This window comes from Streptomyces noursei (assembly GCF_001646665.1).
Taxonomy (GTDB): Bacteria; Actinomycetota; Actinomycetes; order Streptomycetales; family Streptomycetaceae; genus Streptomyces; species Streptomyces lavendulocolor.
Window position 1 is genome coordinate 129,366 of the sequence record NZ_LWBU01000090.1, and the last position, 16,054, is coordinate 145,419.

The window sequence follows — 16,054 nt, forward strand, 5'->3', positions numbered from 1 at the left end:
CTACCGCGCGGTACCCGGCCCAGCGGCTCCCCTTCCTGTCCACGGGCTGGACACGCCCGCCGGCCGCCCGGCGGTTACCCTGCGGGGGTGAGCCGTACGGAGCAGACCCCCGCCGACCCCGCCGTTCCCGCCCCGCGTCCCGTCCGGGTGACCGCCGCCGCGGCGGTGTCCGGGCTGGAGGCGCTCGCCCTGATCGCCGGCGGCGTCCACCTCCTGGTGACGAGTCTCACGGGCCGGCCCGACGGCCTGACCCAGGCCCTCACCGGCGGCGCCACGCTCATCGCCCTGGGGGTGATCCCGCTGGTGGCCGCGCGCGGACTGCTGCGGTGCCGCAGCTGGAGCCGGGGCCCCGCGATCATCACACATCTGATGGCCCTGCCGGTGGCCTGGACGCTCCTGCGGGCCTCCGGCGCGGCCGTCCCGGCCGGCATCGCGCTGGCCGTCGTCGCGGTGACGGGCCTGGCGCTGCTGCTGCACCCCGCCACCACGACGGCCCTGGGCATCCGGGGACGCGCCTAGGCGGCGTGCGGCAGGTGCCGCCCGGCCCGCGGCACCGCGCCCGTCCTCACTCCTCCACGAGGCTCCCGCAGCTGCGCCAGCGTGCGCGCCAGCAGCCGGGACACGTGCATCTGCGAGATGCCGACCTCCTGCGCGATCTGCGACTGGGTCATGTTGCCGAAGAAGCGCAGGAGCAGGATGCGCTTCTCGCGCGGCGGCAGGTCCTCCAGTAGCGGCTTGAGGGACTCGCGGTACTCGACGCCCTCCAGCGCCTCGTCCTCCGCGCCGAGGGTGTCGGCGACCGCCGGGGACTCGTCGTCCGTGTCCGGCACGTCCAGGGACAGCGTGGAGTACGCGTTGGCCGACTCCAGGCCCTCCAGGACCTCCTCCTCCGAGATCCCCAGGCGCTCCGCCAGCTCGTGCACGGTCGGGGAACGGCCGTGCAGCTGGGAGAGCTCGGCCGTGGCCGTGGTCAGGGAGAGGCGCAGCTCCTGGAGGCGGCGCGGCACCCGCACCGCCCAGCCCTTGTCGCGGAAGTGCCGCTTGATCTCGCCGACCACCGTCGGAGTGGCGTACGTGGAGAACTCCACGCCCCGGTCGGGGTCGAAGCGGTCGACCGACTTGATCAGGCCGATGGTGGCGACCTGCGTCAGGTCGTCCAGCGGCTCGCCGCGGTTGCGGAAACGGCGCGCCAGGTGCTCGACGAGCGGCAGATGCATCCGCACGAGCCGGTTGCGCAGCTCGGCCCGCTCCGGCGAGCCGTCGGGCAGCGCGCGCAGTTCGATGAAGAGTGCCCTCGCGCCACTGCGGTCGTTCGGATCGTGGTGGTTGTGCTGCTGCTGCTCGTTCATCCGGTCCGCCCGCTCATCCAAAAGACCGTCCACCGGGTGCGGCCGCGCCTGTTGTTCCGGGATCGAGCTCAGTGCCCGCGGGCCGCGCTCCTCGTCTCGCACCGGACCGTCCCCGTTCCTCACGCCGGCCCGGGTCCCGCGCCGCGCTGTTTGTACAGGCTGATGCTGACCGTCCGGTCGTCGGCGACGGACGAGTCGACCTTGCCGGCCAGCGCCGAGAGCACCGTCCAGGCGAACGTGTCGCGCTCCGGCGCCCTGCCGTCGGTCGTGGGCGCCGACACCGTGACGTCCAGGGAGTCGTCGACGAGGCGGAACACGCAGCTCAGGACCGAGCCGGGCACCGCCTGCTGGAGCAGGATCGCGCACGCCTCGTCGACCGCGATGCGCAAGTCCTCGATCTCGTCGAGGGTGAAGTCCAAACGCGCCGCCAGGCCGGCCGTGGCCGTACGCAGCACGGACAGGTAGGCACCCGCAGCGGGCAGCCGGACTTCCACGAAGTCCTGGGTCCCGGGCTCGCCTGCGATCTGGGACACCCTCACCTCCAAGGTGGCACAAGCTCTTTCGGGGCTCCGGGAGGGCAGATCCTCCGCGGAACCGTGCGGTACGCAGGTATGCGTAGTCCGCCGTGACGCTATCGCGATCCGTGGTGCCGTGTCGCCGGGCCCCCCGGTCCGGCGCCTGTCACTCATGGTAAGCACATGGGTACGCTCAGTGGCTAGAGGTCTGCGGGGCCCAATCGCGAGAAACCGGCGGAGGGTTGACGTACCCAGACGTCACACGATCGAACCGTCGACAAAGCACCAACGCCACTTCTCCCCGGGCTCGAAGGTCCGCATCACCGGGTGTCCGGTGTCCTTGAAGTGCTTGGTGGCGTGCTGCCCCGCCGAGGAGTCGCAGCAGCCGACGTGCCCGCACACCAGGCACAGCCGCAGCTGCACCGGGTGCGTCCCGTCCGCCGCGCACTCCGGACAGGTCCGCGACAGCGGGGCGGGCTCGGGCCGTGGCAGTTCGGTCACGTGCAGGCACTCGCGCATGATTGCCAGGTTACGAGGTGCCCCCGCCGTGGTGCACCAGGGCGGGGCCCCGGCGGTGCGCCGAGGCCCCGGCGGTTGCCGACGAGGGGTGGCGGCAGGGCGAGACCCTGCGCCGCCACCGCCCGGGAGTGGGGAGACGATGGACGCACTGTCATTGGTGGCGCTCGTGGCGGTGAGCGCCGCGATCGCCGGGGCGGCCCGAAGGACGCCGGTGCCCGCGCCGCTGCTCCTGGTCGCGGCCGGGCTGGCGGCCGCCTACGTGCCGGGGGTGCCGGACTACACCCTGGACCCGCACATCGTGCTCCCCCTGGTGCTGCCGCCGCTGCTGCACACGGCCGCGCTGGACTCCTCGTACCTGGACCTGCGGGCCAACCTGCGGCCGGTCGCCCTGCTGTCGGTGGGCTACGTGCTCTTCGCGACGCTGGCCGTCGGCTACCTCGCCCACCTGATGGTGCCCGACCTGCCGCTGACCGCCGCCCTGGTGCTGGGCGCCGTGATCGCCCCGCCGGACGCGGTGGCCGCCACCGCCATCGCCCGGCGCCTCGGCCTGCCCGGCCGGATCACCACGATCCTCCAGGGCGAGTCGCTGGTGAACGACGCGACCGCGATCACCGCCTACAAGGTGGCCCTCGCCGCGGCGGTCGGCGAGGGCGTCAGCTGGGCCGGCGGCATCACCGAGTTCGCCGTCGCCGCGCTCGGCGGGATCGGCGTCGGGCTGGTCCTGATGGTGCCGATCCACTGGCTGCGCCGGTCCCTGCGCGAACCGCTGCTCCAGAACACCCTGTCGCTGCTGATCCCGTTCGTGGCCTACGCCGCCGCCGAGCGCGTCCACGCCTCCGGAGTCCTCGCGGTCGTCGTCGTCGCCCTGTACCTGGGGCACCGCTCCTGGCAGGTCGACTTCGCCACCCGCCTCCAGGAGGAGGCCGTGTGGAAGATGGTCGCCTTCGTGCTGGAGACGTCCGTCTTCGCGCTGATCGGGCTCCAGCTGCCCCACGTGGTGCGGGACCTCGGTGCCTACGGGACCGGCGAGGCCCTCCTGTACGCGGCCGGGGTCTTCCTCGCGGTCGTCGTCGTCCGGTTCGTCTGGGTCTTCCCCGCCACCTACCTGCCGCGGGCGCTGTCGCGCCGGGTCCGGGAGCGCGAGCCGGAGGTGGGCCTGGCCTCACCGGTGATCGTCGGCTGGGCGGGCATGCGGGGCGTGGTGTCGCTGGCGATCGCCTTCTCCATCCCGGTGACCGTCGCCGGCGAGGCGTTCCCCGCCCGGAACCTGGTGCTGTTCCTGACCTTCACCACGGTGATCGGCACCCTGGTGGTGCAGGGCCTCACCCTGCCGCCGCTGATCCGGGCGCTGAAACTGCCCGGCCGCGACACCCGGGCCGAGACGCTGGCCGAGGCGCAGGCGCAGAGCGAGGCGTCGCGGGCCGCCGAGCGGCGGCTGGAGGAGCTCCTCGCCGACGAGCGCAACACCCTCCCCGAGCCCCTCGCCGACCGGCTGCGCACGGTCCTGGAACGGCGGCGCAACGCCGTGTGGGAGCGGCTGGGCGCGGCCAACCCGGTCACCGGCGAGTCGGCGGACGACACCTACCGCAGACTCGCGCGGGCGGTCATCGAAGCGGAACGCGAGGTCTTCGTCCGGCTGCGCGACGAGCGCCGCATCGACGACGAGATGATGCGCACCCTGCTGCGCCGCCTGGACCTGGAGGAGGCCGCCGCCTACCGGGAGGCCGCCGACGACTGAGACGCCTCCGGGCGGCCGGTGACCACCGCGGCGAGGGCCGTGCCGGCGGGGAAGGCGCCCTCCTCGGCGAGGGTCACGAGCCCGTACAGCATTTTGGCGACATATATGCGCTCGATGGCGAGTCCGTGCCGTGCCTCGAAGTCGGTGGCGAACGCCTCCAGCTCGGGCGGGGTACGGGCGTAGCCGCCGAAGTGGAACCGTTCGTCGAGGCTCCAGGCGCCCGCCGGCCCGCCGAACGCCGCCTGCTGGAGCGCCCGTATCTCCCCGCCCAGGAACCCGCCCCGGAGCACCGGCACGCCCACCGTCCTGCGGTCGTCGCCGAGTCCGGCCGCGAGGCCGGCGAGCGTGCCTCCCGTGCCGCAGGCGACCGCCGCCACGTCCACGCCCCGGTCGCGCAGCTCCCGCCCCAGCTCCGCGCAGCCGCGCACGGCCAGGGCGTTGCTGCCGCCCTCGGGGACGACGACGCTGTCCGGGGGCGCCTGGCGCAGCAGGCGTGCCAGCACCTCGGGGTCGCCCTTGGCCCGGTACGTCGCGCGGTCGACGAACAGCAGCCGCATCCCGTCCGCCGCGCACCGGGCGAGCGACGGGTTCAGGGGCCGCCCGGCCAGCTCGTCGCCCCGGACCACCCCGGTCGTGGGGAAGCTCAGCAGGCGCCCGGCGGCGGCCGTGGCGCGCAGGTGGTTGGAGTAGGCGCCGCCGAAGGTGAGCACCGGCCGCCCGGCCGCGGCGGCCAGGTTCGGCGCCAGCTTGCGCCACTTGTTGCCCGGCAGGTCCGGGTGGATCAGGTCGTCGCGCTTGAGCAGCAGCCGCACGCCGTGCCGGGTGAAGCGCTCGTCGTCGACCGGCTCCAGGGGGGAGGGGAGGAGCGGGTCGAGGGAGGAGGGGCCGAGCGCGTTCACCCGGCCATTGTCACTTCAGCCGCTCCGCGATGCGTGCCCGCATGGTCTTCATGGAGAACCCGCGCGGATCGACCTTGCCCGGCTGCCACTCCAGGTGGCCGATGACCGAGCGGGCGGTCCAGCCGTGCCGGCGGCAGATCGCCGCCGCCGCCTTCTCGATGGCCAGCAGCTGCGCCTCGGGCCACGGGTCCTCGCCGTCACCGAGGTTCTCGCACTCGAATCCGTAGAAGTGGGCGTTGCCGTCGACGTTCGCCTGGTTGTCGTGCGGCAGCGCCTTCTCGGCGATCACCGCCCGCAGGACGTCGCGGTCGCCCTTGCCGGCGTGGTTGGCACGGCCGTGGCCGACCAGGTGGACGTGGCCGTCCTTGGTGATCACGCCGTGGCAGAGCGGGCCGGGCAGACCGGGGCGGCCGTCCCGGCACAGACGGACGGTGTGGTCCCGGCCCTTGGTGACGGTGTGGTGGATCATCACGCCGTGCACCGGCCCCCAGGGGCCCTTGTGGTTGCGGTTGTGGGTGCGCCAGTCGCCGACCTCGACGACGGTGAGGCCCTCGTCGCGCAGCGCGTCGAGAATGCCGTTCGCGGACATGGGTGGGGCCATGCCGCCTCCTTCGGTTCGTTCCTGTGGCGGTTCTACCCGTGGGGTACGGAACGCGGCGCCCGGAGACTCACTGTTCGGGCGGCGTGCGAGCCGATCCGGACAGTCGCCCCTGGGGCGCCTGGGGAACGGGGAAACGCGTGTCATGCCCAGTGGGTGAAGATCCAGTCTCGCTCATTTGTGTAATGGCGCCGACACGGAGGGTGCTGAAAGGCTTTTCCTCTGAAGGTCAGACCATGATCGAGAGGGATGTTCATGTCGGTTGGTTCGGTTGGCGAGGAAGTCCGCTCGGAGCAGGGGTCACCGCAGCAGAGTCTCGGTACGGCCGCCGCGCGGAACCTGGCGACCACCACCAAGTCGGTACCGCAGATGCAGGAGATCACCTCCCGGTGGCTGCTGCGGATGCTTCCGTGGGTGCAGGTGCAGGGCGGTACGTACCGGGTGAACCGGCGGCTCAGCTACTCGGTGGGCGACGGACGCGTGACGTTCGTGCAGACCGGTGCGCGGGTCGCGGTGATCCCGGACGAGCTGCGGGAGCTGCCGGCCCTGCGCGGCTACGAGGACGACGCCGCGCTCGGCGAGCTGGCCCAGCGCTGCACGCAGCGGGAGTTCGCCGCGGGCGAGGTGATCGCCGAGGCGGGCGCCGCGACGGACCGGGTGTTCCTGCTGGCGCACGGCAGGGTGGAGCAGGTCGGCACCGGCCCGTACGGCGACGAGGCGGTCCTCGGGGTCCTCGCCGACGGCGCCTACTTCGGTGACGGCTGCCTGGCCGACCGGGACGCCACCTGGGACTGGACGGCGCGCGCCGCCACCGCGTGCACCGTGCTGGAGCTCACCCGCGCCGACGTGACCAACCTCGCGGACCGCGCCGAGTCGCTGGCCGGGCACCTGGCCGCGCTGGCCGCCCTGCCGCACCAGCGCACCAACAAGTACGGCGAGAAGGCCATCGACCTGTCGGCCGGACACGTGGGCGAGGCGGTCGTCCCGCACACCTACGTCGACTACGAGGCCTCCCCCCGGGAGTACGAACTGAGCGTCGCGCAGACCGTGCTGAAGGTCCACAGCCGGGTCGCCGACCTCTACAACCAGCCGATGAACCAGACCGAGCAGCAGTTGCGGCTCACCGTCGAGGCGCTGCGCGAGCGCCAGGAGCACGAGCTGATCAACAACCGGGAGTTCGGGCTGCTCTCCAACTGCGACTACGGGCAGCGGCTCCAGCCGCACGACGGGGTGCCCGGTCCGGACGACATGGACGAGCTGCTCTCCCGCCGCCGCGGCAACAAGATGTTCCTCGCGCACCCGCGCGCCATCGCGGCCTTCGGCCGGGAGTGCAACCGGCGGGGCCTGGTGCCCGGCACGGTCGACGTCGCGGGGCACCAGATCCCCGCGTGGCGCGGCGTGCCGATCTTCCCGTGCAACAAGATCCCGATCTCCGACGCCCGCACGACCAGCATCCTCTGCATGCGTACGGGCGAGTCCGACCAGGGAGTCATCGGCCTCCACCAGACGGGCATCCCCGACGAGATCGAACCGAGCCTGTCGGTCCGGTTCATGGGCATCGACGAGCAGGCGATCATCTCCTACCTGGTCACCGCCTACTACTCGGCGGCGATCCTCGTCCCCGACGCCCTCGGCGTCCTGGAGAACGTGGAGGTCAGCCGCTGGCACTGACACCCGCCGCCGCGCCGCGGCGCCCACCCGGGCGCCGGGCGAGGGGGTCCGGTGCCCGGGCGGGCACCGGACCCCGCGGCGGTACCGGCGGGCGTCCGGCGCCGCCCCGCGGGCGGCACGGCCGCCGGCCGCGCTCCCGCGCCCCGGCGGCGAGCCGGGCGCGGGGCCGGCGCCCCACCTGCCTCCTGTGCGTTTCGTTGCCTAAGGAAGTGACTGTGACCAGCACGGATACCGCGACGGCCGAGGGCCGGGGGGCCGCGGTGCTCCTCGACCGGACCCGTACGGTCGTCACCCCCCAGCTGCGCTCCACGGTGGAGACGCTCCCCGGTTCCATACGGCGCGTGGCGATGTACCACTTCGGCTGGGAGGACCCGGACGGCACGCCCTCCGCCGGGCAGGCCGGCAAGGCGATCCGGCCCGCGCTCGTGCTCGCCGCCGCGCGGGCGCTCGGGGGCGACCCGCACACCGCCGTCCGGGCGGCGGCCGCCGTGGAGCTCGCGCACAACTTCACGCTCCTCCACGACGACATCGTCGACGAGGACCCCACCCGCCGGAGCAGGCCCACCGCCTGGACCGTCTTCGGCATGCCGGATGCGCTGATCGCCGGCGACGCCATGCTCGCCCTCGCCCTGCGGCTGCTCGCCGAGGACCGGCATCCTGCCGCGGCCGCCGCCTCCGCCCGGCTCGCGGCCTGCGTGATCGAGCTGTGCGCCGGCCAGCAGGCGGACTGCGCCTTCGAGGGGCGGGGGCCGCACGAGGTGTCGCTCGACGAGTGCCTCGCCATGGCCACGGCCAAGACGGGCGCGCTGCTCGGCTGCGCGTGCGCCCTCGGCGCGCTCTACGCGGGCGCGGGGGAGGCGGAGGTCGCGGCGATGGACGCGTTCGGGCGGGAAGCGGGCCTGGCCTTCCAGCTGATCGACGACCTGATCGGCATCTGGGGCGACCCCGAGCGGACGGGCAAGCCCGCCGGCGCGGACCTGGCCGCCCACAAGAAGTCCCTGCCGGTGGTCGCCGCCCTCGGCTCCGGCACGCCCGCCGGCGCCGAACTGGCGGAGCTGTACGGGGGGCCCGCCCTGGACGGGGCCGGTGTGCGGCGCGCCGCGGACGCGGTGGAGCGGGCGGGCGGCCGCGACTGGGCGCAGGCGGAGGCGGCCGACCGGATGGCGGGGGCGGTGCAGCAGCTGTCGAGGGCGGTGCCGGACCTGACGGCGGCCGGTGACCTGCTGGCCCTCGCGGAGTTCGTGACCCGCCGCACCCGCTGACGGCGCCCGCCGCGGGGTGGGGCGTCATCCGCCGGCCCGCGGGCGGCCGGCCGGCCGGTCCGTGGTGGTCGATCAGACCCGGGTGCGGCCCCGGCCTCCGCCCGCCGGCCCGGGGACGGCCGTCCATCGGTCCGTACCGCGGGCCGGGCATGCTCGTCGGCCCGAGGGCTGCCGATCGGCGTGCCTGCACGTCGGACGTGCCGCCGTGGCCCGGCTCCGTGCGCCCCGGCCGGGCGCCGGCCGGGGGCCTGCGCCGAGCCCGTGCTGTGCGCCAACGGGAGCCTGCACGAGCCCGGGTGCGGCCCCGGCCGCGCCCGCCGGGCGCCCCGCCGGCCCCCCCCGGCCGCTCCGTCCCGCCCGGCGGTCTAGGCGGCGGGCACGATGGCGTCGACCACCGTCTTCACGATCCGATCCAGCTCCTCCTCGGAGAGCACCCCGGGCAGGGTGAAGTGCTCCAGCAGCACACCGGTCATCGCCAGGTACAGCACCAGCACCGTGTCCGCGTCGCCCGGCAGCCCCGAGGCGAGGTGGAAGCGGACGTTCTCGTCGAGTTCCGCGCGGACCACGCGGGTCAGCTCGGCCTGGAGGGCGGGCCGCCGGGTGGCCTCCAGCCGCAGCTCCAGCAGGGCCAGGTAGCCGGTGCGCTCGGCCGTGATCCGCCGTACCAGCCACTTCATCAGCTCGGTGACCAGCGCGCGGTTCGGCTCGGGCCGCATCGCCGCGTCGACCGTCTCCGGCGCGGGGACCAGGCGTGCGTGGATGCGTGAACCGGCCTGGGTGAGCAGGTCGTCGCGGTCGGCGAAGTAGTTGGACGACGTGCCCGCCGGCACGCCCGCCCGGGCGTCCACGGCCCGGAAGGTCAGCCCGCGGGCGCCCTCCGCCGCCAGGACGTCGATGGCGGCGTCCAGCAGTGCCGTTCTGCGTTCCGGATTCCTCGCCATACGGCGGCCTCCCGAGATCTCCCTTGCGTAACCACTACACCTGGAGCACTATAGCTGTCGTGGTTGAGGCCGTGGCGGCGAGTACGTCCCGTCACGGCTTTCCGGTACGACGACAACGGGGGACATCCGTATGCGCAAGCTCACCTACTTCGTCGCGTGTTCGATCGACGGCTTCATCGGCGATCCCGGCGGCGACGCCTCCTCGATGTTCCGGTTCGTCGGGGACGGCTACCTGGCCTGGCTCTCCTCCGAGTACCCCGACACCATCGCGGGCCCGGGACGGGAGGCGATGGGTATCGCCGGAGTGGAGAACAGGCACTTCGACACCGTGATCCAGGGGCGGGGCAGCTACCAGCTCGGCCTGGACGCCGATCTTCCCAGCCCTTACGGGCACCTGCGGGAGATCGTCGTCTCGCGCAGCCTGAAGGACTCGCCCCACCCCAACGTGGAGATCGTCGCCGGCGACGTCGTCGGCCGGGTCCGCGAGCTCAAGGCCGAGGACGGCGGGCTGGGGATCTGGCTCTGCGGCGGCTCCGTCGTCGCGGGCCAGCTGCTCGATGAGGTCGACGAGCTGGTGATCAAGACCTATCCCCAGGTGTACGGCGCGGGCATGCCGATGTTCGGCGGCGGCGACTTCTCCGTGACGGACTTCGCCCTGGACGCGGTGCGGTCCTTCGACAACGGCGTCGTGGTCCGGTGGTACAGCCGGAAGCGGTGACCCTCCCGGCCGCTCCGGACGACGCTGCCTGTCCGGTTTGTCCAAAACGCAATATTCTGGACGCATGGCCAGCGAAGGGCGCCGAACCGTCCGCCGTGCGCAGGCCGGGCAGCATGTGTGCCCGGCCTGCGGCAGGCCCGTCGGTACGGCCATCAAGCGACGCAAGATCCTCGGCGTGTGGGCCCCCGTCTGGGAGCCCCAGCCGTGCCGCAATCCCGGGTGTGCGCTGTACACCGCCGAGGAGGGCCGGGCGGACGAGCCGGGCAAGGGCGACGAGACCGGCTGAAGTCCGGCTCCGGGGGTGACCGGCCGCACGCCGGGGGCGGTCCTAGCGCTACAGTCCGCGCCATGTCATCGGAGTCGACGGAAGTCTGGACCGGCTGGTACCGGGACCGCCGTGGTGCGGAAGCGATCGTGATCACGGCGGACGGGCGGCGGATCGCCACCCGTGTCAGGGGCGTGGAGTACGCGGGCCCGAGCTTTGACGGGCTGCGTGCGGCGGAGGAGAACGGCGGGCTGCCGTTGGCCGGCTGCGTACTGGAGTGGGACCTGCCGCTGCCGGTCCTCACCGACGGCGCCGCCCAACAGGCCACTCTCAGCTGCCTGTTGGCGCTGGGTGAAGCCCTGTCCGACGGCTCACCCGAGCGAGTGGATCTTCAGCTGACCCTGCACTGCGGGGGAGCGGCGTACGAGTCGGGCCTCGCCGGCGGCGACTTCGACCAGGCCCTCGACCGCATCCTGCGCCAGCTGCCGCCCGGCACCCGCTTCGGCCGCTCCTTCCTGGAGGGCGCGGAGGCCGCCGCCTGACACCGGCGGCGTCCGGCCTCCGGGCCCGCCGCCGGCCGGCGGGCCGGGCGGGCGGGGGGCGGTCGCGGCTCGCCACCCCCTGCCCGCCGGGCCCGGGTTCGCTAGGAGATTCCGGCGGCGGTCAGGCCGTTGCGCCACAAGTAGTCGACGCGGGCGCGTTCCTGGGTGTTGGGCTGGGCGTTCTGGCACGACGGGCCGGGCCCGCCGCCCGACATCAGCTCGCTGCACGGGCCGGAGTAGTGGTCGGGCAGCCCCAGCACATGACCGGTCTCGTGGGCGGTGACGCGGGTGGAGTTGTACGTCTGGTTCTGCCGGTAGTCCAGGAAGATGTAGCCCCGGCCGTGGCCGTCGGTGCTCGCGTACGAGCCGCGCGAGTCGTTGCCCTCGTAGTAGCGGAAGTCCGGGTTGCTGCCCTCCTGCAGCTTCACGTTGCTGACCGAGCTGTTCCAGATCTGCGTGGAGCGGGCTATCTGGGTGCGGAAACTCGGGGCGTTCGCCGCCGAGTAGACGACGGTGACGGCCTGGGTGCCGGGCACGGCGGCGCGCTTGCGCGCGACCGACTCCATGACGGCCTCGAAGAACGCGCGGTTCGCCCTGGCGTCCTCGGCGGAACCGGCGTACGCGGCGTAGGAGGACGGCGCCGCGGCGGGGGCGGCCGGGGCGGCGGTGGCGGTCGCGGCCGGGACGGCGGCCAGGGCGGCGGCGAGGCTCAGGGCAGCGGCCAGCGCGGCCTTGGGGTGTCTCATGGGGGGCTCCTCGTGTCTGAACGGCTGGGTGGGCCGTTCGATTGGGGAGAGTGTCGGGGAGCCGGCGGCCCGCGCGGATGATGCCAACGGGCGATAGCACCGGTGCATCACCCGCCCCTCAACTCCCCTTCCACGTCTGGTCGTACGGGCGTCAACCGCCCTACCCTCGGGGCATGGAGCTGGAGGTGAGACACCTGCGGGCGCTGTGCGCCATCGCGGACACGGGCAGCCTGCACAAGGCGGCCCGCCTGCTCGGCGTCAGCCAGCCGTCCCTGACGACCCAGCTGCGGCGCATCGAACACGCGCTGGGCGCCGAGCTGTTCGCGCGCGAGCGGACCGGCTGCCGGCCCACCCCGCTCGGCCACGCCGTCCTCAGCCGCGCCCGCCCCCTCGTGGCCCAGATGTCCCTGCTCGTCACCGAGACCAGGGCGGCCGCCGCCCGTGCCGACGGCGCCCGGCTGCGGGTGGGCTCCACCGCGAGCAGGGCGCTGGCCGGCTGGCTGCGCCGGCTGCGGGACCGGCTGCCCGGCACGGACATCACCCTGCACATGGACGTCTCCGCGGGCGCCCTGCTGCGGGCGCTGGCGGCCGGCCGGCTCGACGTGGCCTTCGTCCACGAGGTGGAGGGCTGCCCGCTGCGCGTGCCGGACGGGCTGGAGCGGCGCGTACTGGTCGAGCGGGAGCCCCAGTTCATCTCCATGGCCCGGGACCACCCGGCCGCAGCCGCGCCCGTCGTGGAGCTCACCGACCTGGCCGGGGACCGCTGGATGGTCGACCCGACCGTCGACGGCGAGTGGGACGGGCTGCGCCGGGTGCTCGGCGAGGCCGGGATCGACCCGCCGGTGCTGCACGGCGACTACCACACGGCGGCGTCGCTCATCGTGGCCGGCGAGGTGGTGGCGCCCTGCCAGCCGACGTCCGGGCCGCGCGACGACATGGCGATCCGGCCGTTACGGGGCGACCCCCTGGCGGTCCGCCTGCTGCTGTACAGCCGCCCCGGGACGGACGACGCGGGGCGCGCGGGGCCGGCGTACGAGGACCTCGCGGCCGCCTACCGCGAGGTGGCGCTGCGCACCTCGGCGTACCGGCAGTGGCTGCTGCGCCACGGAAGCCCCCTGGCCCAGGCGGCCTGAGCCCCACGGAAGGCACCCATGCTCCCCGCACCCCTCACCCTCACCGACGGCCGCATCGTGCTGCGCGAGTGGACGGACGCCGACGTGCCCGCCATGAGCGAGCTGTTCGACGACCCCGCCGTCGCCCACCGCACGCCCCTCGCCTCCCCGTTCGACGAGGCGGCGGCGGCCGCGTACCTGGCGACGATCCGCCGCACCCGCGCCGACGGCACCCGCCTCCACCTGGCCATCACCGAGGACGGCGGCGCACCGCTCGGCGAGGTCCTGCTCGGCGTCGTCCAGGGCGCCGTCGGGTACGCCGTCGGCGCCGCCCACCGCGGCCGGGGCCTCGCGACCCGCGCCACCCGCCTGCTCACCGCCCACGCCCACGAGGCACTGGGCCTGCCGCGGGTGGTCCTGCAGATCGAGCCGGGCAACACCGCCAGCGAGGCGGTCGCCCGCGCCGCGGGCTTCCGTCCCACCGGCGAACCCCCCGAGACGGCACAGAGCAACGGCCGCACCCACACGCTCCTCACCTGGGCCCACGACGACCCGGCGGCGGCCCCCGCCTGAGCCCCGGCCGCGGGACGACCCTGGGCCACGTGACAACCCCGGCCCCCGCGCAAGCCCCGCCACCGCGCTAGCCCCCACCACCGCGGAAGCCCCGGACACCGCGAAGTGCCCCGGACACGCGAACGCACCCGGTCCGCCGGGGACGCCGGGTCGCGGCGGCCCGGCGGACCGGGTGCGGACAGGGAGCCCGGCGGCGGGAGGCCGCGGGGCGGAAGGCCGATGCGGGTCAGGCCTTCTTGGTCTCCCAGAAGATCTTGTCGATCTGCGCGATGTAGTCCAGCGCCTTCTGGCCCGTCGCCGGGTCGGTGGACGCCTTGGCGGCCGAGAGGGCCTTCAGGGCGTCGTTGACCAGCTGGTGCAGCTCCGGGTACTTCTCGAAGTGCGGCGGCTTGAAGTAGTCGCTCCAGAGCACCGAGACGTGGTGCTTGGCGAGCTCCGCGCGCTGCTCCTTGATGACCGTGGCGCGGGCCTGGAAGTGCGGGTCGTCGTTCGCCTGCATCTTCTCCTGCGTGGCCTTGACGGACTCGGCCTCGATGCGGGCCTGAGCCGGGTCGTAGACACCGCAGGGGAGGTCGCAGTGTGCGCTGACCTTCACCTTCGGGGCAAACAGGCGGGAGAGCATTGAGCTGTCCTTCCTCGTGATCGTCTTCTCAGGTGGGACATTACTCCGTGGCGCACGGCTTTACGCGGGTGCCCCCATGGGCTTACGACAAAAGTCCAGGGGGACCATGGGACTCGTGGAGGAAGGTCCAGGCAGGCCCGGAACGGTTCAGGAGGTGTGCGGATGACGGAGCAGGGCGGGGAGCGCGGACGGGGCGCGAAGGCGCCGTTCGGCCTCGCGGAGGTGAGCGGGCCGTCGATGGTGCCCACCCTGCACCACGGTGACCAGCTGCTGGTGCACTACGGGGCGCCGCTGCGGGCCGGGGACGTGGCGGTGCTGCGGCACCCGCTGCAGCAGGACCTGCTCATCGTGAAGCGGCTGGTGGAGCGGCGGGAAGGCGGCTGGTGGGTGCTCGGCGACAACCGGGCCGCCGAGGCCGTAGACAGCCGGGCCTTCGGCCCCGTACCGGAGGAGCTGGTGCTGGGGCGGGTGCGGGCGCGGTACCGGGGGATCCGGCCGGGGCGTCAGCGGTCGGTCGGCGTGGTGCTCTCCTGGCTGGCGTCCGCGGTACGGCCCGTGCTCGCCGACCGCTCGGTCTCCAGGCGCTTGCGGGCGCGGTAGGCGGCGACGTTGGCGCGGGTCGCACAGCGGTCCGAGCAGTAGCGGCGGGACCGGTTGGTGGAGGTGTCCAGGTACGCGTTGCGGCACGGGGCCGCCTGGCACAGGCCGAGCCGGTCGGCGCCGAACTCGGTGAGGTGGAAGGCCAGGCCCATGGCGGCGATGGCCGCGTACCCGGCGGTCGCGTTGGACGGGTGGTCCGCGAGGTGCATGTGCCAGCGCGGCAGGCCGGCGTCGTCGAGGTGCTCGTGGCCGGAGATCTGCGGGCTGACCGGGAACTCCAGCAACAGGGAGTTGAGCAGGTCCACGGCCCGGGTCTGGTCGCCGGAGTCGGCCGCGGTGAAGACCGCCCGCAGCCGGGCCCGTACCGAACGGAAGCGGGTGACGTCCGCGTCGGTCGCGCGCCGCGCCATCTGCGAGGCCTCGCCGAACAGATCGCGGACCGCCTCCACGGAGGTGAGGGAGTCCTTGTTGCGCGCCGGCTCCTCGGTGTTCACCAGACGTACGGCGTAGTCCGAGTAATAGGCCAGTTCCACTTGTAGTCCTTACGGCGGCGGTCTAGGGTCGGGAACGGAACGAGTAACAGACGGGTCTGATACGAGGGTATTACGGAGGTCGTGGTGACGGAGACGACTGCGGGAACCGACTGGCGGGCCTGGCAGGACAGCTGGGACCGGCAGCAGGAGTGGTACATGCCCGACCGCGAGGAGCGGTTCCGCGTCATGCTCGACATGGTCGAGGCGCTGACCGGCCCCGCGCCGAGGGTCCTCGACCTCGCGTGCGGTACGGGAAGTATCACGAAGCGGCTGCTCGACCGGTTCCCGGACGCCGTCAGCACCGGTGTCGACCTCGACCCCGCGCTCCTCACCATCGCCGAGGGGTACTTCGCCGGGGACGAGCGGGTCACCTTCGTCCGGGCCGACCTCACGGACCCCGCGTGGGTGCGGGCGCTGCCGTACGACACGTACGACGCCGTCCTCACCGCGACCGCCCTGCACTGGCTGCGCACCGAGCCGCTGGCCGCGCTGTACCGGCAGCTCGGCGGCCTCGTCCGCGAGGGCGGCGTCCTCATGAACGCCGACCGCATGAAGGACGGGTCCACCCCGCGGATCGACGCCGCCGAGCGCGCCCACCGGCACGCCGCCATGGACCGCGCCAAGGCGGCCGGCGCCCTCGACTGGGCCGCCTGGTGGGACCTGGCCGCCGCGGACCCGGTGCTCGCCGCGCCGACCGCGGAGCGGTTCGCCCTCTACGGCGAGCACGCCGAGGGCGACACGCCCTCGGCGGACTGGCACGCGCGCACCCTGCGGGAGGCCGGGTTCGCGGAGGCCAGGACCGTGTGGTCGTCACCCTCGGACGCCCTGGTGCTGGCGCTGCGGTAGCCGGA

At 73.8% G+C, this 16,054-nt stretch carries 20 protein-coding genes; 11 read left to right on the forward strand and 9 right to left on the reverse strand.

What is annotated here, in order from left to right; all coding sequences use genetic code 11:
- Nucleotides 1–87 precede the first annotated feature (87 nt).
- A complete protein-coding gene (locus A4V12_RS07985) occupies nt 88–519 on the forward strand; it encodes a hypothetical protein (RefSeq protein ID WP_064068523.1) in 432 nt (143 codons plus the stop codon).
- On the opposite strand, the gene A4V12_RS07990 is transcribed toward A4V12_RS07985, so the two are convergent.
- From A4V12_RS07990 to A4V12_RS08000, 3 genes are all read right to left on the reverse strand, one after another.
- Nucleotides 516–1,472: an RNA polymerase sigma factor SigF gene (locus A4V12_RS07990; RefSeq protein ID WP_234372106.1), complete on the reverse strand. Its 957-nt coding sequence runs from the start codon at nt 1,470–1,472 to the stop codon at nt 516–518. The two genes, A4V12_RS07985 and A4V12_RS07990, sit on opposite strands and share 4 nt — an antisense overlap.
- The gene (locus tag A4V12_RS07995; protein WP_064068524.1) at nt 1,469–1,882 is read right to left on the reverse strand and encodes a hypothetical protein; all 414 of its coding nucleotides are present in this window, start codon (nt 1,880–1,882) and stop codon (nt 1,469–1,471) included. Before A4V12_RS07995 ends, A4V12_RS07990 begins: the two co-directional genes overlap by 4 nt.
- A 240-nt stretch (nt 1,883–2,122) precedes the next feature.
- Entirely contained in the window at nt 2,123–2,383 is a 261-nt protein-coding gene (locus tag A4V12_RS08000; protein WP_064068525.1) for a UBP-type zinc finger domain-containing protein, read from the reverse strand.
- A gap of 139 nt (nt 2,384–2,522) precedes the next feature.
- Between A4V12_RS08000 and A4V12_RS08005 the strand changes: the two genes are divergently transcribed.
- Complete coding sequence (locus A4V12_RS08005) at nt 2,523–4,121, forward strand: Na+/H+ antiporter (RefSeq protein ID WP_064068526.1); 1,599 nt, start codon at nt 2,523–2,525, stop codon at nt 4,119–4,121.
- Here A4V12_RS08005 and A4V12_RS08010 read toward each other — a convergent pair.
- Together A4V12_RS08010 and A4V12_RS08015 are read right to left on the reverse strand one after the other, a co-directional pair.
- The gene (locus A4V12_RS08010) at nt 4,097–5,020 is read right to left on the reverse strand and encodes a 1-aminocyclopropane-1-carboxylate deaminase/D-cysteine desulfhydrase (RefSeq protein ID WP_064068527.1); all 924 of its coding nucleotides are present in this window, start codon (nt 5,018–5,020) and stop codon (nt 4,097–4,099) included. The two genes, A4V12_RS08005 and A4V12_RS08010, sit on opposite strands and share 25 nt — an antisense overlap.
- A gap of 10 nt (nt 5,021–5,030) precedes the next feature.
- On the reverse strand, nt 5,031–5,621 hold the full coding sequence (locus A4V12_RS08015) for an N-acetylmuramoyl-L-alanine amidase (protein WP_079136899.1): 591 nt from the start codon (nt 5,619–5,621) through the stop codon (nt 5,031–5,033).
- Between the two features lie 252 nt (nt 5,622–5,873).
- Here A4V12_RS08015 and A4V12_RS08020 point away from each other — a divergent pair, with 252 nt between their 5' ends.
- Together A4V12_RS08020 and A4V12_RS08025 are read left to right on the forward strand one after the other, a co-directional pair.
- Nucleotides 5,874–7,289, forward strand: a complete 1,416-nt coding sequence (locus A4V12_RS08020; RefSeq protein ID WP_064068603.1) for a family 2B encapsulin nanocompartment shell protein — start codon at nt 5,874–5,876, stop codon at nt 7,287–7,289.
- A gap of 209 nt (nt 7,290–7,498) precedes the next feature.
- Entirely contained in the window at nt 7,499–8,551 is a 1,053-nt protein-coding gene (locus A4V12_RS08025) for a family 2 encapsulin nanocompartment cargo protein polyprenyl transferase (protein WP_064068529.1), read from the forward strand.
- Between the two features lie 365 nt (nt 8,552–8,916).
- Here the strand turns inward: A4V12_RS08025 and A4V12_RS08030 are convergent, their stop codons facing one another.
- Entirely contained in the window at nt 8,917–9,492 is a 576-nt protein-coding gene (locus A4V12_RS08030) for a TetR/AcrR family transcriptional regulator (RefSeq protein ID WP_064068530.1), read from the reverse strand.
- 130 nt (nt 9,493–9,622) lie between these two features.
- On the opposite strand from A4V12_RS08030, the gene A4V12_RS08035 reads away from it, so the two are divergent.
- From A4V12_RS08035 to A4V12_RS08045, 3 genes are all read left to right on the forward strand, one after another.
- Nucleotides 9,623–10,210, forward strand: coding sequence for a dihydrofolate reductase family protein (locus tag A4V12_RS08035; RefSeq protein ID WP_064068531.1), 588 nt, complete (start codon nt 9,623–9,625; stop codon nt 10,208–10,210).
- A 64-nt stretch (nt 10,211–10,274) separates the two neighbouring features.
- Entirely contained in the window at nt 10,275–10,496 is a 222-nt protein-coding gene (locus A4V12_RS37965; protein ID WP_064068532.1) for a hypothetical protein, read from the forward strand.
- 62 nt (nt 10,497–10,558) lie between these two features.
- Entirely contained in the window at nt 10,559–11,017 is a 459-nt protein-coding gene (locus A4V12_RS08045; RefSeq protein ID WP_064068533.1) for a DUF6304 family protein, read from the forward strand.
- A 101-nt stretch (nt 11,018–11,118) separates the two neighbouring features.
- Here A4V12_RS08045 and snpA read toward each other — a convergent pair whose 3' ends face one another.
- Nucleotides 11,119–11,763: a snapalysin gene (snpA, locus tag A4V12_RS08050; RefSeq protein WP_064068534.1), complete on the reverse strand. Its 645-nt coding sequence runs from the start codon at nt 11,761–11,763 to the stop codon at nt 11,119–11,121.
- Nucleotides 11,764–11,936: 173 nt separating this feature from the next.
- Here snpA and A4V12_RS08055 point away from each other — a divergent pair, with 173 nt between their 5' ends.
- Both A4V12_RS08055 and A4V12_RS08060 read left to right on the forward strand, forming a co-directional pair.
- A complete protein-coding gene (locus A4V12_RS08055; RefSeq protein WP_064068535.1) occupies nt 11,937–12,896 on the forward strand; it encodes a LysR family transcriptional regulator in 960 nt (319 codons plus the stop codon).
- An 18-nt stretch (nt 12,897–12,914) separates the two neighbouring features.
- Nucleotides 12,915–13,448 (forward strand): GNAT family N-acetyltransferase, encoded by a 534-nt coding sequence (locus A4V12_RS08060; protein ID WP_064068536.1) that lies wholly within the window; start codon nt 12,915–12,917, stop codon nt 13,446–13,448.
- A gap of 226 nt (nt 13,449–13,674) precedes the next feature.
- Here the strand turns inward: A4V12_RS08060 and sodN are convergent, their stop codons facing one another.
- Nucleotides 13,675–14,070 (reverse strand): superoxide dismutase, Ni, encoded by a 396-nt coding sequence (gene sodN, locus A4V12_RS08065; RefSeq protein WP_064068537.1) that lies wholly within the window; start codon nt 14,068–14,070, stop codon nt 13,675–13,677.
- 162 nt (nt 14,071–14,232) lie between these two features.
- On the opposite strand from sodN, the gene sodX reads away from it, so the two are divergent.
- A complete protein-coding gene (gene sodX, locus A4V12_RS08070) occupies nt 14,233–14,670 on the forward strand; it encodes a nickel-type superoxide dismutase maturation protease (RefSeq protein ID WP_064068538.1) in 438 nt (145 codons plus the stop codon).
- Here the strand turns inward: sodX and A4V12_RS08075 are convergent.
- Nucleotides 14,574–15,203, reverse strand: coding sequence for a CGNR zinc finger domain-containing protein (locus A4V12_RS08075; protein WP_064068539.1), 630 nt, complete (start codon nt 15,201–15,203; stop codon nt 14,574–14,576). The two genes, sodX and A4V12_RS08075, sit on opposite strands and share 97 nt — an antisense overlap.
- 84 nt (nt 15,204–15,287) lie before the next feature.
- Here A4V12_RS08075 and A4V12_RS08080 point away from each other — a divergent pair, with 84 nt between their 5' ends.
- A complete protein-coding gene (locus A4V12_RS08080; RefSeq protein ID WP_064068540.1) occupies nt 15,288–16,049 on the forward strand; it encodes a class I SAM-dependent methyltransferase in 762 nt (253 codons plus the stop codon).
- Nucleotides 16,050–16,054: the final 5 nt, after the last annotated feature.

Excerpts from the sequence above, each read along its gene's own strand:
- A4V12_RS08020 (WP_064068603.1), top strand. The coding sequence starts at position 5,874 with ATGTCGGTTGGTTCGGTTGGCGAGGAAGTCCGCTCGGAGCAGGGGTCA.
- A4V12_RS08055 (WP_064068535.1), top strand. The coding sequence starts at position 11,937 with ATGGAGCTGGAGGTGAGACACCTGCGGGCGCTGTGCGCCATCGCGGAC.
- A4V12_RS08000 (WP_064068525.1), bottom strand. The coding sequence starts at position 2,383 with ATGCGCGAGTGCCTGCACGTGACCGAACTGCCACGGCCCGAGCCCGCC.
- A4V12_RS08045 (WP_064068533.1), top strand. The coding sequence starts at position 10,559 with ATGTCATCGGAGTCGACGGAAGTCTGGACCGGCTGGTACCGGGACCGC.
- A4V12_RS08015 (WP_079136899.1), bottom strand. The coding sequence starts at position 5,621 with ATGGCCCCACCCATGTCCGCGAACGGCATTCTCGACGCGCTGCGCGAC.
- A4V12_RS08030 (WP_064068530.1), bottom strand. The coding sequence starts at position 9,492 with ATGGCGAGGAATCCGGAACGCAGAACGGCACTGCTGGACGCCGCCATC.
- A4V12_RS37965 (WP_064068532.1), top strand. The coding sequence starts at position 10,275 with ATGGCCAGCGAAGGGCGCCGAACCGTCCGCCGTGCGCAGGCCGGGCAG.
- sodX (WP_064068538.1), top strand. The coding sequence starts at position 14,233 with ATGACGGAGCAGGGCGGGGAGCGCGGACGGGGCGCGAAGGCGCCGTTC.
- snpA (WP_064068534.1), bottom strand. The coding sequence starts at position 11,763 with ATGAGACACCCCAAGGCCGCGCTGGCCGCTGCCCTGAGCCTCGCCGCC.
- A4V12_RS08005 (WP_064068526.1), top strand. The coding sequence starts at position 2,523 with ATGGACGCACTGTCATTGGTGGCGCTCGTGGCGGTGAGCGCCGCGATC.
- A4V12_RS08060 (WP_064068536.1), top strand. The coding sequence starts at position 12,915 with ATGCTCCCCGCACCCCTCACCCTCACCGACGGCCGCATCGTGCTGCGC.
- A4V12_RS08035 (WP_064068531.1), top strand. The coding sequence starts at position 9,623 with ATGCGCAAGCTCACCTACTTCGTCGCGTGTTCGATCGACGGCTTCATC.
- sodN (WP_064068537.1), bottom strand. The coding sequence starts at position 14,070 with ATGCTCTCCCGCCTGTTTGCCCCGAAGGTGAAGGTCAGCGCACACTGC.